Source organism: Castellaniella sp. (assembly GCF_004321985.1).
GTDB lineage: Bacteria > Pseudomonadota > Gammaproteobacteria > Burkholderiales > Burkholderiaceae_B > Castellaniella.
Window position 1 is genome coordinate 1 of the sequence record NZ_SCQN01000017.1, and the last position, 13,205, is coordinate 13,205.

The 13,205-nt window shown below is 57.7% G+C and carries 10 protein-coding genes; 2 read left to right on the top strand and 8 right to left on the bottom strand.

The window, feature by feature from the left end; genetic code table 11:
• Both dctP and EPN31_RS04675 read right to left on the bottom strand, forming a co-directional pair.
• On the bottom strand, window positions 1-557 hold a 557-nt coding region (gene dctP, locus EPN31_RS04670), incomplete at its 3' end, for a TRAP transporter substrate-binding protein DctP (protein WP_291770222.1).
• Between the two features lie 308 nt (window positions 558-865).
• Window positions 866-2,215, bottom strand: a complete 1,350-nt coding sequence (locus EPN31_RS04675; RefSeq protein ID WP_291770225.1) for a diguanylate cyclase — start codon at window positions 2,213-2,215, stop codon at window positions 866-868.
• A 174-nt stretch (window positions 2,216-2,389) separates the two neighbouring features.
• Here EPN31_RS04675 and EPN31_RS04680 point away from each other — a divergent pair, with 174 nt between their 5' ends.
• The gene (locus EPN31_RS04680) at window positions 2,390-3,073 is read left to right on the top strand and encodes a thioredoxin fold domain-containing protein (RefSeq protein ID WP_291770228.1); all 684 of its coding nucleotides are present in this window, start codon (window positions 2,390-2,392) and stop codon (window positions 3,071-3,073) included.
• A gap of 46 nt (window positions 3,074-3,119) precedes the next feature.
• Here the strand turns inward: EPN31_RS04680 and EPN31_RS04685 are convergent, their stop codons facing one another.
• Together EPN31_RS04685 and EPN31_RS04690 are read right to left on the bottom strand one after the other, a co-directional pair.
• A complete protein-coding gene (locus EPN31_RS04685) occupies window positions 3,120-3,797 on the bottom strand; it encodes a uracil-DNA glycosylase family protein (RefSeq protein WP_291770231.1) in 678 nt (225 codons plus the stop codon).
• A 112-nt stretch (window positions 3,798-3,909) separates the two neighbouring features.
• Window positions 3,910-6,492, bottom strand: a complete 2,583-nt coding sequence (locus EPN31_RS04690) for a cation-translocating P-type ATPase (protein WP_291770234.1) — start codon at window positions 6,490-6,492, stop codon at window positions 3,910-3,912.
• A 359-nt stretch (window positions 6,493-6,851) separates the two neighbouring features.
• Here EPN31_RS04690 and EPN31_RS04695 point away from each other — a divergent pair, with 359 nt between their 5' ends.
• Window positions 6,852-8,216 carry an MBL fold metallo-hydrolase RNA specificity domain-containing protein gene (locus EPN31_RS04695; protein WP_291770238.1) on the top strand — a complete coding sequence of 455 codons (1,365 nt, stop codon included), beginning with the start codon at window positions 6,852-6,854 and terminating at the stop codon, window positions 8,214-8,216.
• A 92-nt stretch (window positions 8,217-8,308) separates the two neighbouring features.
• Here EPN31_RS04695 and EPN31_RS04700 read toward each other — a convergent pair whose 3' ends face one another.
• The 4 genes from EPN31_RS04700 to mgtA form a co-directional block, all read right to left on the bottom strand.
• Window positions 8,309-8,707, bottom strand: coding sequence for a TraR/DksA family transcriptional regulator (locus EPN31_RS04700; RefSeq protein WP_291770241.1), 399 nt, complete (start codon window positions 8,705-8,707; stop codon window positions 8,309-8,311).
• A gap of 52 nt (window positions 8,708-8,759) precedes the next feature.
• Window positions 8,760-9,212: an Hsp20/alpha crystallin family protein gene (locus EPN31_RS04705; protein ID WP_291770243.1), complete on the bottom strand. Its 453-nt coding sequence runs from the start codon at window positions 9,210-9,212 to the stop codon at window positions 8,760-8,762.
• A gap of 239 nt (window positions 9,213-9,451) precedes the next feature.
• On the bottom strand, window positions 9,452-10,489 hold the full coding sequence (locus tag EPN31_RS04710) for a zinc-dependent alcohol dehydrogenase family protein (RefSeq protein ID WP_291770321.1): 1,038 nt from the start codon (window positions 10,487-10,489) through the stop codon (window positions 9,452-9,454).
• Window positions 10,490-10,627: 138 nt separating this feature from the next.
• Complete coding sequence (gene mgtA, locus EPN31_RS04715; RefSeq protein WP_291770246.1) at window positions 10,628-13,198, bottom strand: magnesium-translocating P-type ATPase; 2,571 nt, start codon at window positions 13,196-13,198, stop codon at window positions 10,628-10,630.
• Window positions 13,199-13,205: the final 7 nt, after the last annotated feature.

Here is a 13,205-nt window from a genome sequence, read left to right on the forward strand (position 1 = left end):
TGCAGCATGAGCTCGATCATTTTGCTCGCGCCGCGCACCTTGAGCCCCTTGACGTCGGCCGGAACCACGACGGCCTTGTCGCGCGATGCGACGCCGCCCGCCTGCCAGATCCAGCTGACGATCACGACGCCGTGGTCTTCGAGATACTTTTCCAGCCACTTCCCGATGGGGGCGGATTCCCAGTTGTAGCCCTGCTTGTAGTTCTTGATGAGCGCCGGCATGAGCGTCAGGTTCGTGGCTGGCAGCTTGCCGCCGGAATAGGCGAGCGGGTAGACCGCCATGTCCAGCGATCCGTTCGACATGGCTTCGAACTGCTGGTTGGCCTTGAAGAGCGAGGCGCCCGGGTAGATCTGGAACTTGACGGCGCCGTTCGTACGCTTTTCGACTTCGGCCGCAAACTTGCGGGCGACTTGATCGCGGAAGTCCGTATTGGCCGGAAACTGGTGCGAGATCTTGAGTGTCACGGGTGCCGCAACTGCCGGTACCGTGGGGAGCATCGACGCACAGACGCCGATTGCTGCGGACAGGATCAGCCCGCGAAATATCGCCTTTTTCATAACGTCTCCTTTGGTTCTTTAGTTATTTATTTCTTTGATCCTTCGGGCCGTTGGCCTTCCGGACTCTTTCTGCAGCGGCTGTGGTCTCCGCCATTTTGATGTTTGTGCGATCTTATGGACAGCACAAAGGTTACATTCTGCTGGCTATTAGATTACAAACACCTGACAACTTACCTTTATTCTTTTATTGCCTGTGGCGGAATTCGCCTGACTGCCCAGACGATCGGCGGCACATCTCGAATCCGGGCCGTTCAGCTCAACTACCTGGACCGTGCTTCTGTGGTCGGCGTGATTGAATCAGCAGTCGGTCACACTTCACTGCCCGTCTTCAGCTTCTTTTCGTGTTTCGCCTGGTACATGGCCTGGTCGGCATGTTTGAGCATCTGTTGTGCTGTTTCGCCATGCTCGGGGTAATGCGCAATCCCGATGCTGGGCACGATGCTCAGCGTGTGGCCGTCGAGAGTGAACGGTCGGCTCATTGCGTCGTGGATTTTCGCCGCCACCACTGCGGCTTGGCCGGGTTCCAGTACACGCTGCAGGAGCACCACGAATTCATCGCCGCCAATACGCGCCACTGTATCCGACTCACGCACACACCGCTTCAGGCGGCTGGCGACCTCTTGCAGCAACAGGTCGCCCACACTATGGCCCAGGGTGTCATTGACCGGCTTGAATCGGTCCAGATCGAGATAGAGCACCGACAGCCGCTCGTGTTCCCGCCGCGCCATTGACAGAGCCGTCTTGAGTCGGTCGTACAGCAGCCCACGGTTGGGCAGCCCAGTGAGTTGATCGTATTGCGCCATGTGCTGAAGCCGGGCCTGCATTCGCTGGCCCTCTATGGCGGTGGCGATCTGGGTAGAGATGAACTGCAGCAACTCCTGATCCTTCTGGTTGTAGCGCACACCGCCCGGGTAGCTCTTCAGCACCAGCACGCCAATGGTGCCGTGATGCGATTTGAGCGGGACACCCAGTTGGCAGAGCGGCTTCGGGCCGACATGGATGCCCGGCTCGTCCGTGGTTTCCGTTGCCGGTGACAGCAGGAGCGGCTGGCCGCTTTGCAGGATCCTCGCGTACAGTGTCCCGGCCATTGGTTCATAGGGATCGGGCTTGCGGTCGTACTTGTCTGCGTGGTATGGGAAGCTCAGTAATCCCGTGCTCTTATCGTATAGTGCGACGGAAAAATTGTCCGCCGGAAGCAGGGTACCGACGATCTGATGGATGCGCCGAATCAGTGTGAGCAGGTCCTCGACTCCTTGAGAAGCTTCAGAGATCGCATAGAGCGAGGTCTGAATCGACTCGGCATGCTTGCGTTCAGTAATGTCGCGCGCCACGCCGATCCGGACCTGGTCAGTCGGCGACCAGCGTGTTGCCCACATGAGATGGACGATCTGCCCGTCCTTGCGCAGATAGCGATTCTCGAAGTGGAGTTGAGGGTGGCCGGCCATGATCTCGCCCACCGATTGTCGAGTTCGTTCGCGATCCTCCGGCAGCATGATGTCGAACATATTCATTCCGACCATTTCTTCAGGGGTATACCCGAAGATGCGTTCGCATGCGGCGCTGGCGAACACGACACGTGCGTCGATGTCGACTGCAAACACCGCGTCTATGAGCAGATCGATGAAGTTGGCGTCGGGCGTGTAAGTTTTTTTCCGCATGGGAAATCTTGGACCGTACCGTCAAGCATACTGTGGCCGTAGATTAAAGCATACGCTGGGATGACCGATGATGCGGAACTGTGGCCGCCACGGCAAGGGGACTGAACCGGAGAGCCGCCTGCGGATTTACACTAGCTTGGCGGACGCTGTCCCTTTCGTCCTGAGGGTGCTTTCATGAAACGTGCTTCATTTGGTCGCTTGCTGCCCAGAGTCGTCCTCTGGGCTTTTTCTACTGCTGTGGTGGCTACCGCAGGTCCTGTGCAGGCAGCGTCGGCGCCTGCGGCAGAGACTACGGCGGGTTCGCAGGCCGACGGCACTTCGGCGACCCCGCAGGTGCAGGCGCTCTGGGAGCAGGTCACTCATTCGAAGTACATCATCCAGGGGGCTAGCGACAGCACAAAGAAGGCAACCCTCTATGCTTTTTTTGACCCCAACTGCATCTTTTGTCATCTGAGTTGGAAGCTCTCGCGCCACTACTACCAAGAAGGCTTGCAGGTGCGGTGGATTCCAGTTGCCTTCCTCATGACGGACAGCGCGCCCAAGGCGGCTTGGGTGTTGCTGAGCGCCGATCCTTCCCAGGCGCTAGCCGAGGGTGAGGAGGGATGGAAGGGGCTGGAAGATGGGGGCGGAGCCTTCAAGCAAGGCCCTGTGACTGCAGAGATCCAGAAGACTCTGGCTCGCAACAAGAAACTGTTCATCGATCTGGGGCTGACCGGAACGCCGGGCTTCGTCTACAAGGACCCGGTGGGGATCGTTCACACCGCGTCGGGTGTCTCGAGCAAGCATATGTTTGCGAATATGGCAGGTCTTCCTGCTGTGCCGGTGGATGATCCCGATCTGGAACGCATTCCCAATTAGCGGGATTCTGATTTTTGATGGCAGGACTTCGATCTCTGGCGCACCCTCACAGCCAGGGGGCCAGAGTCTTGTCGGCGACGTCGGCCCAGCCCTGATTGGCTGTCGGATTGGCCGGGCTGGGGTGCAGCAGATAGGCTGTGGGCACATTGCTGCGGCCCGTGTCTGTAATGATCTGCGCGCGGCTGTGGGCAAAGCGGCCGATGCCCACCACCGCGCGTGGCCTGATTGCGTGGATGACGGCGCCCAGCGCTGCATCACAGATGCCGAATAACGGCTCGCGTTCGGCTTTGTGCAATTGTTCCGGGACCAGGTTGCGGTTATTGCGCAGAAACAGCAAGGGGCAGTAATTCCAGACAAAGATGTCCTGAAAGAATCGGTCGGGGCTGTGAAAGCGTCGCTGCGCCCAGCCCCAGAAGCGATCCCCGCTGCCTTCGCTGCGGTGGCAGGCAAAGCCGGTGATCGGGTACTTGTCGTGTTGATCCGGTAGCGGGCCGCCCAGGGGTTCTTCGATCTTCAGCCAGTCGCGTGCCACGGAGACCTCGCCAAAGGGAACCCCGGTCTGGGCCATGCCCCAAGGACCAGGATTCATTCCGACCAGCAGGATCCGACCCTTCCGGCTGCCATATCGCTGCAAGTATTCGCGGTGTGCCGACCACATGTAGATCAGCGGGTTGTAGACGTGGCTGGCGCTGGGAAATGCCAGCACCTGCAGGCTGCCCGCCAATACGCGCGCGATGGCTGTGCTGGTGTTGTCCGAGTCGGAGTCGGATCTTGAGTGCTCTTCTGTATGTAGAGATGAACTTGTAGTTGAAATGCGAGGATCAGACCGATCCATGTCATTGACTCCCGATTTTGCGGTACGTAAAAGATGCGCCTGATGACGCGGCTCGTGCCATCAGGGGCTTGCAGCCTTCGAGTATCAGAAGCAGTCCGACACCCAGGCCCAAGGCCAGGAGCATGTCGTTTCGGGTAATCGAGCCGAACATCAGGAGTGCCTGGGCTTGTGGCAGTAACAAAACCAGTCCGGCCACGCAGGCCACCGCGATCACAACATACCCCAGGGCGGCATTCTTGCGAAGGAAAGCATCGCGTAGCGATGCCTGAAAAGAGCGATTCACCAGGATCAGCGCCACGAACTGGGCCACCAAGCCGAAAAAGACCAGGGCCCGGACTTCAACCTCTGGTGCGCCCGCCCAGGTTTTTGTAAGAAAAACGGCTCCCAGCATTGTGAAGGCAACAGTGCCCTGCATGATGCTCCAGACCAGCATGGGGGCTGAGAACATACGTTCAGCCGGGGCACGTGGTGCTCGCTCCATGACGTCGTCCTCCGCACGTTCGGCTTCGAACACGAGCGCACAGACCGGGTCGATCACCATTTCGAGCAGGGCAATATGAATCGGCCCCAACAGGATGGGCAGGCCGAAGAACAGCGGTAGAAGGGCCAGCCCGGCAATCGGTATATGGACGGCGAAAATAAATGCCATGGCCTTGCGGATATTGTCGTAGATTCTCCGCCCCAGCCGGGCGGACTGGACGATTGCCGCAAAATCATCGTTGAGCAGCACCAATGCGGAGGCCTCACGCGCGACATCCGTCCCCCGTCCGCCCATTGCAATGCCGATATGCGCTGCTTTGAGTGATGGCGCGTCGTTGACACCGTCACCGGTCATCGCAACGACCTCACCGCATGCCTTGAATACCTGGACGATTCGCAGTTTCTGCTGGGGCATGATCCGCGCGAATACCGTGACCCTCTTCAATCGTTCGGCGAGCTGCTCGTCGTCGAGAGCTTCCAGATCGCTTCCTGTCAGTACCTCTCCATCTTTGATGCCGGCTTGTGAGGCGATCGATCGAGCTGTGGCGGCATAGTCGCCTGTGATCATCACAACTCGGATCCCGGCCCGGCGGCATTCGGCGATGGCGCCCGGCACACTGGCGCGTAGCGGGTCGGCCAATCCGACCAAACCGGTGAGTGTATAGCGATAGCCCAGTTGTGAATCCGCCCACTGGCGGTCAGGCGCCGTTGACGTCGCTACTGCCAGCACGCGTATTCCGCGCGTGGCCATCTCCTCGACGGCTTTCAGTACTTTTTGTGTTGCGTCAGTCGACAGGTGGCATAGGCGGATGATCGATTCTGGTGCCCCTTTGGCGCAGATGGTCAGTTCCTGGCCGTTATCCCAAATGTTCGACATTGCCAGCAGATCAGGTCTCAATCCATAGCTGTGGATTGGCAGGGTGCCGGAGGATTCGGTGTGTGCGAAAGTATCGCGGGCGTTGTGAAGTGCGACCTCCATGGGGTCGGATGGATGAGGAGCGCTGGCCAGTGCTGCTGTTTCGATGAGCTTGCGGCAATCATCGGAGACGGGCTTTCCATGTTCGAGTATGACTGCCTCGCCCAGCGGGAGCCAGACTTGCGCAAGCGCCATACGGTTTTCCGTGAGTGTGCCTGTCTTGTCGGTGCAAAGCACCGTTGCCGAGCCTAGCGTCTCGATCGCTGCCGCACGTCGGGTCAATACGCCGACTTTTCCTATCCGCCAGGCGCCCATCGCCAAGAATACAGCCAGCACGACAGGAAATTCTTCAGGAAGCAGTGACATGCCGACGGCGATCCCAGCCAGCATTGCTTCCAGCCATTCACCGTGCAACAGCCCGTAAAGCGCCACGACCAGACATGCTACCAAGATGCCTCCGACCGCACACCAGGTAACGATCCGAGTGATTTCGCGCCGTAGGCGGGGAGCTTCGACGTCCAATCCCGTCAGCGACTGGCCGATTTTGCCGATTTCAGTGCGTGCGCCGGTGGCCACGACGCAGGCGACTCCGCTGCCGCGGATGACGAGTGAGCCTGAGTAGACATACGGCTGGCCTTCGCCGCCCGGGTGCAGTCCCACGGATTCGCCGGGTGGTTCGGTTGGCGAAGCACTGGCCACCTTGCCGACAGGCAATGACTCTCCAGTCAGTAGCGATTCGTCGACTTGCAGGTCGGCTGCGTCGATGAGGATTGCATCAGCGGCAATCCGGTCGCCCTCTTGCAGTACCAGCAGGTCGCCTCGCACGACCTCCCGGCCGGCAATGCGTACTCGCGCACCCTCGCGAATGACGAGGGCGCGGGGTGAAGATAGATCGCGTAATGCTTCGAGGGCCCGTTCGGAACGGGTTTCCTGAACGGCCGTGATGACGATCGAGAAAAGGGCAAAGATGAGAAGGATGAACGCTTCGGTGCGGTCGCCAAGGAGCAGATAGACGAATCCGCCCGCCAGCAGCAGCATAAGCATCGGTTCGCGCAGGACGTCCAGCACGATGCGAAATACCGAGCGCTTGCCGGCTTGGGGTAATTCATTGGGGCCTTCAAGGCGTAACCGCGTACTCGCCAAGTCAGTGGTCAGGCCATGATGCTGAGTGTCACCGGCTGTTCTCATGCTTCGTGAGTCCTTTTTGGCAACTCTATCAGAGCGACTGGTGGAGAATTCTGGAATGGCATCATCAACCGGGTCTGACGATATCGACGGAGATCTCCACTTTCAGTGGACAGGAAGCTGACCTTCAGTCTGGACAATAGCCCTTGGATGCATGCTACTACGGCAGTCGCCTTTTGGACGGTCCCTGGGACAGACCTTGGCGGCGGCGAAGACAATTTTCCTGATGGGGAGCACCAGGAAATGTAGAATGGGGCCGTCAAACCCAGAAGGGTCGGCATACAGTTGCGCACCACAGCCCATGATCACTGGGGAGGGCACGCACAAGAAACCTGGACTCATGTCGATCGTCGACCAAGACAATGACTACGTTATCGCTGACCTGCCTGGGTGCCGCGGGCACCGTCACCGGATCCAAGCATCTGTTGACTCACGACAAGACCCGCATCTTGGTCGATTGCGGCTTGTTTCAGGGGTTGGCGAACCTGCGTGAGCTCAACTGGGAGCGCTTGCCTGTTGAGCCGCGTCACATCGACGCAGTCGTGCTGACCCATGGGCATCTGGATCATTGCGGCTATCTGCCACGGCTGGCGCTCGATGGTTTCTCCGGTCCAATTTACGCTACCCCGGCCACTTGCGACGTGGCTGCCCTGATCCTGCGCGATAGCGCGTTCCTCCAGGAGAAGGACGCTGATTTCGCCAACCGCAAGGGTTTCAGCAAGCACCATCCGGCACTGCCGCTCTACGGACCCGCCGATGCCGAACATGCGATCCGGCTGTTCACTGCGACTGCACTCCATCGCGAGCAGACGCTGGCGGGGGAGGCGAGGCTCCTGTTGCGCCGTACGGGCCACATCCTTGGCGCTGCCAGCGCCCAGATCGACATCGGCGGGAAACGCATCGTATTCTCGGGTGATCTGGGCCGCTACGATGATTATGTGATGCACGATCCTGAGCCCGTGCCAGAAGCGGACTATATCGTGATCGAGTCCACCTACGGTGATCGCCTGCATGCGTCCACCGATCCAGTGGAGGCATTGGGCGCCGTCATCGACCGCACGGTCAAACGTGGTGGCACGGTGGTGGTGCCCGCTTTCGCTGTCGGTCGTGCCCAGCTGTTGATCTATAGCATGTGGCTGCTGCGCCGGTCTGGAAAGCTGCGGAACATCCCGGTCTACTTGGACAGCCCGATGGCAACCAGCGCCAGCGAACTGATGCACGCTTACCCCGATGACCACAAGCTGCCGACAGGGGAATACGAGGCCGCCTGCGCTGAGGTCATCTGCACGCGCGATGTCCAGGAGTCGAAGGCGTTGTCTGCCAGCCGCTATCCCAAAGTGATCATTTCCGCCAGCGGCATGGCGACAGGTGGGCGTGTATTGCATCACATCGCGGCATTTGCCCCGGACCACCACAACACGCTGTTGTTCAGCGGCTTTCAAGCCGCCGGGACGCGCGGCCGCAAACTGCTGCAGGGGGCGCGGGAGACCAAGATCCACGGGCAGTGGATTCCCGTGAACGCCGAAGTCACCGAATTGCCGTCGTTGTCCGCGCATGCCGATAGTGCAGATCTCATGCGTTGGCTGTCTGGCTTTCAGAAGCCACCCCGGCGTGTATTCATTGTTCATGGGGAACCTGACGCTTCCGAGGCGCTGCGCGAACGTATTCGGCGCGACCTCGGTTGGGAGGCTATCGCGCCGCGCCAGGATCAGGTGTGCTTGTTGTGATATGGAACCGAGCGGGAACGGGCGCGTCGGCCCGGTCGCCGAGAATTGAGTAGAGGCTGCCGGTCGCCGGTTCTCCCCACTCTTTTATCAGCCTATTCCATACGCTCGCTTCCATCCCCCGCCGATGGCGCCGTTCGCCTGCTCTCACAGTCTGCGCACCGGACAGAGGCCGGTAGTGCAAGGAGCCGCGCACGCATGATTGGCCTGCCGCAATCCATACAGATTCCGTACCGGCCCTCGCTCATCCTGGATTCGGCCTCCTCGATTGAACGCAATTGTTCTTCATCAATTGCGATCTCCGAGCGTCGTAGTTCCTCGATCCTGGTGATCTCTGATACATCGGAGCCGAACCCTCCTTCGGCCTCCCGGGCTTCGTGTGCCGCTTGGATGTCGGCCTCGGCAGTCCGGATTTCGTCCATCAGCCGGGCCCTTGTCTGGACAAGCAGGATGTGCAGTTCCTGAATATCGCTGCTGGAAAGATGCTTCGTCATTTCTCAACCATCTTTATGAGGAAGGCAGGGATGGCGCCGTCAGGCCATGCCGTCAGCCGATTGGAAGCAGTTTCCTGCCGCTATTTCCCGACCTCTTGGGTAAGGACAATTCCAGCACACCGTCAGAATATTTGGCGGTGGACTTTGAATCGTCAATCTCATGCGCCAAGGTGAAGCTGCGGGATTGGACGCCAAAATAACGCTCCCGACGTACGACTGATTCACCGTCTTTCTTCTCGGTCTCGTGCTTCGCCTCGGCGGAGATGGTTACCTGGTTGCCCTCGATGGCGACCTTGACGTCTTCCTTCTTTACGCCAGGTAGCTCTGCCTTTACGGTATAGCTCTGATCTGTCTCGGAGACATCCATCTTGATAAGTGGTTCGGCTTCAAAATTACCGAATACCGGTCGTACGCGGAGATCCCTCAAAAGATCTTCGAAGTTCCGCAATGGCAAGAAATTGGCAATTTCGTTGAAAGGATCAAGCTGCATCAGATTGTTGGCCATGATTGATCTCACAAAGAAAAATCTCGAATTTCGCCGTCTTCCATCGAATGAACATAAGCGCCAAATGTTGGCGCTTATGTCTGGAACGCGGCGCGTACAATCATGTTATTCCTGCGAAAGCAGCGGCAGTTGACAAATATCAAAAATCTGTCTTTCTTCAAGGCAAGGTCAGGAAATTTCGAGTCGGGCCCCGACTGAACAATCTGCTGTGTGGCCGGAATCACTGGAGCACAAGGGCATCAGGCATTGCTGATGATGACTTTCAGGGCATTCTCCGAGGCCGCATTGCCGAACACCTCGTAGGCCCTCAAGATCTGATCGAGTTTGAAGTGGTGGGTAATCAGGGCCTCGGGCATCAACTGCTTCGACTCGACCGTTTTAAGCAGCATTGGCGTCGTATTGGTGTTGACCAAACCGGTGGTCAGGGTGATGTTCTGAATCCACAGCTTCTGGAGCTCAAGTTCGACACCTTTTCCGTGAACGCCGATATTGGCTATATGCCCGCCGGGGCGGACTATCCGCTGACATATATTGAAAGTCTGTGGTATTCCAACCGCTTCGATCGCAACATCAACTCCGTCCTTTGTTTGTGCGAGAATCGCTTTGACGGCGTCGCCGTCGGCGCTATTCACGACATCCGTTGCACCGAACTTTCTGGCGGTATCCAGTCGGAAATGGTCTGTGTCCACCATGATGATCTTGCCGGGCGAATAAAGTTTGGCGGTCAATAATGCAGCCATCCCTATTGGGCCGGCCCCGATGATGGCAACCACATCCCCGGGTTTTACGGCACCGCTGAGAACGCCTATTTCAAAGCCTGTGGGAAAGATATCGCTGAGCATGACGAGCGCCTCCTCGTCCTTCCCGGCTGCGATGGGGTATAAGCTATTGTCGGCGTGTGGGATTCTTACATACTCCGCCTGCGTTCCATCGATCAGGTGTCCAAGTATCCAGCCCCCATCCTCGCAATGGGCGTACATTTGCCTTTTGCAATACCCGCATCGCCCGCAGGAAGTGATGCATGAAATGAGTACGTGGTCAGATTTTTTGAAGCCGCGGACGGCACTACCGACCTCTTCGATAATTCCGACCCCCTCGTGACCCAGTATCCTTCCACTGCCAACGGCAGGCACATCACCCTTGAGAATGTGCAGATCGGTGCCGCAAATGGTGGTCTTGGTGATCTTTACGAGTGCGTCGGTCGGATGCAGGATTTCTGGAGTGGGAACCGTTTCCCATGCTATTTTTCCTGGGCCGAGGTAGACAAGTGCCTTCATGGTGGGTTGGCGGGCCATATCGATCTCCCTGGTGTCGTTCGGTATTGTTCCGTGGCAGTGTCTAAAGATTAGATGAACGATAGGGGGCGATGTTGACGATGATCAAATAGGTGTGGAATAGGTCGTATGTTGCGCGACTCAGATCCGCTCGGGAGCAAGCCTGGAACGGTAGAAGCAAGCCTTTACGACTTGAGCCATCGCCAGATACAGGGATACCAGGATGACCAGAGCCAGAAAGTAGCGCCAAGGCAGTGCGGTAAAGCCGAAGAGCTCAGCTAGCGGCGAAAAAGGAATGGCTGCGGCGGCGAGAAGGATGCTGATCGCCGCGAGCCACAGCGCCGGGTGCGGGCGGCTGAGAAAAGGATTGCCTCTTGTTCGAATGACAAAAATCACGAGAATCTGTGTTGCCAAAGACTCGATGAACCAGCCAGTCTGGAAGAGACTCTCGTCGGCTTTCAGGACCGTCAATAGCAGATAGAACGTCGCAAAATCGAACAATGAGCTGACTGGGCCGAGCACCATCATGAAATTGCGCAGCAATTTGATATCCCAATGCTGCGGAGTGGCGATTTCGACTGCATCGACCTCATCGAGAGGAATTACTGTTTCCGATAGATCATACAGGATGTTATTAAGCAGTACTTGGGTTGGGAGCATGGGCAGGAAGGGCAGGAACAATGCAGCGCCAGCCATGCTGAACATATTGCCGAAGTTTGAACTGGTACCCATCATGATGTACTTGCGAATATTCGCAAAGGTTCTGCGTCCTTCGGTGACGCCAAACTCGAGCATGGATAAATCGTGCTTCAGCATGATAAGGTCTGCCGAAGCCTTGGCTACATCGACGGCCGTATCCACCGAGATGCTGACATCGGCGCTGTGCAGTGCTGGGGCGTCGTTGATCCCGTCTGCCATGAATCCGACCACATGGCCTCGTTTCTGTAAAGCGAGGATCAGCCGATTTTTCTGTATGGGGCTGACACGACAAAATAGATTGGCGGATTCTACCTGGAGAAGCAAGGCGTGATCGTCCAGTTTGGCGATCTGATTTCCCATCAGCATGCCGGTCACCGAGACACCCAGCTCCTTGCAGACGTGTTGTGCGACGAGTTCGCTGTCTCCAGTCAGGATCTTCACCGCAATCCCCCTGCTCGACAGGTTGCGAATTGCCTCGCCAGCGTCTTTTTTAGGGGGATCCAGGAATGCGGCGTAGCCGGCGAATATAAGGTCATTTTCGTCGGCGATTGTCGCGTCGACAGTATCGATCGGCACCTTCTTCCACGCAACTCCCAGTACACGATGGCCAGCCTCGCTGAGCCTGTTCAGCGTTTGCCGTGCGAGGGCAAGAGATTCGTCTGACCAGGGTATTTCCTGTGATCCGGTACCCTCGTAGCAACCGCAGTGTGCCAGCATGTCTTCGGGAGCACCTTTCACGATCAGGAAATTATCATCCGAATGCCGTAGCAGTACGGACAATCGCCGTCGCTGGAAATCGAATGGGACCTCGTCGAGCTTGTTCCATTCGGTGATGTCCATTGATTCATGAGCAAGGATGGCGTCTTCCAGAGGAGTATGTACCCCTGCTTCAAAGCGGCTGTTGAGGTAGGCCAGCTCCAATACATGGCCATTGTCCTGTCCGGTGATATCAACGTGGCAAGCCAGGCTGATATTCGCCTCGGTAAGCGTGCCTGTCTTGTCGGTGCACAGGGTGTCCATGGCACCAAGATTCTGCATGGCGGATAACCGCTTTACGATGACCCCGTGTTTGGCAAGCCGCAGTGCGCCGCGTGACAGTGTGACGGTCACCACCATGGGCAATAATTCTGGCGTCAGCCCGACGGCCAGAGCCAAGGAAAAGAGAAACGACTCGAGCCACTGACGGTTGGCGAGTCCATTGGCCAGAAGCACGAACAGCACCAGCGAGAGAGTGATGCGCAAAATCAGATAACCGAAGCGGCGTATCCCCTCATCAAACGCCGTCGGAGGGTGGTCCTCGGAAATGATGTCACCCACCATACCTAGCTGGGTGTGTTCTCCCGTCTTGACTATCAGTACCGACCCGATTCCAGAAAGAACACTTGATCCCATGAAAACGGCATTTGCGGCACAGTCCAGGGCGTCTTCATTGGGGATGGCATCCGCATGCTTTTCGGCCGGGAACGACTCGCCGGTCAATGCCGCCTGCTGAATAAACAGATCCGTCGCACTGAGCACCAACCCATCAGCGGGAACCAGGCTACCAGCCGACAGGCCGATCACGTCGCCGGGTACCAGGTTTTCGGCCGGCATTTCTTGGTCAATGCCGTCGCGCCGAACGGTCACTGTCAAGGCCACAGACTTTCGCAGTTTTTCGGCTGCCATCTCAGCCCTGTGCTCCTGCAGATAGTCGAACGTGACACTCAGTACAACCATGGTCGCAATAATGCTGGCGCTCGTGGCGTCGCCCACCACGGCGGATACTCCTCCCGCAACCAGAAGCAGCAAAACCAATGGATTACGCAAACGGCCCAGGATTTCGAAAAATGGGCTCCTGTGCACGGGTGCGCTTAATCGGTTCGGACCATATATACGCAAGCGTCGTTGCGCTTCTGCGTTGGTCAGGCCGTCTGAAGAGGAACTCAACTCGTCCTGTGTGGATGCAAGCCTCCACCATGCGCCAGAGAGTGGTCCGGATTCGGAGGCCGCTGCTTTTGCATTTTTATTGAACATCAGTATG

Coding starts and splice junctions, on each gene's coding strand:
- EPN31_RS04690 (WP_291770234.1), bottom strand. CDS start 6,492: ATGAGAACAGCCGGTGACACTCAGCATCATGGCCTGACCACTGACTTG.
- EPN31_RS04705 (WP_291770243.1), bottom strand. CDS start 9,212: ATGGCCAACAATCTGATGCAGCTTGATCCTTTCAACGAAATTGCCAAT.
- EPN31_RS04700 (WP_291770241.1), bottom strand. CDS start 8,707: ATGACGAAGCATCTTTCCAGCAGCGATATTCAGGAACTGCACATCCTG.
- EPN31_RS04675 (WP_291770225.1), bottom strand. CDS start 2,215: ATGCGGAAAAAAACTTACACGCCCGACGCCAACTTCATCGATCTGCTC.
- EPN31_RS04710 (WP_291770321.1), bottom strand. CDS start 10,489: ATGAAGGCACTTGTCTACCTCGGCCCAGGAAAAATAGCATGGGAAACG.
- mgtA (WP_291770246.1), bottom strand. CDS start 13,198: ATGTTCAATAAAAATGCAAAAGCAGCGGCCTCCGAATCCGGACCACTC.
- EPN31_RS04680 (WP_291770228.1), top strand. CDS start 2,390: ATGAAACGTGCTTCATTTGGTCGCTTGCTGCCCAGAGTCGTCCTCTGG.
- EPN31_RS04695 (WP_291770238.1), top strand. CDS start 6,852: ATGACTACGTTATCGCTGACCTGCCTGGGTGCCGCGGGCACCGTCACC.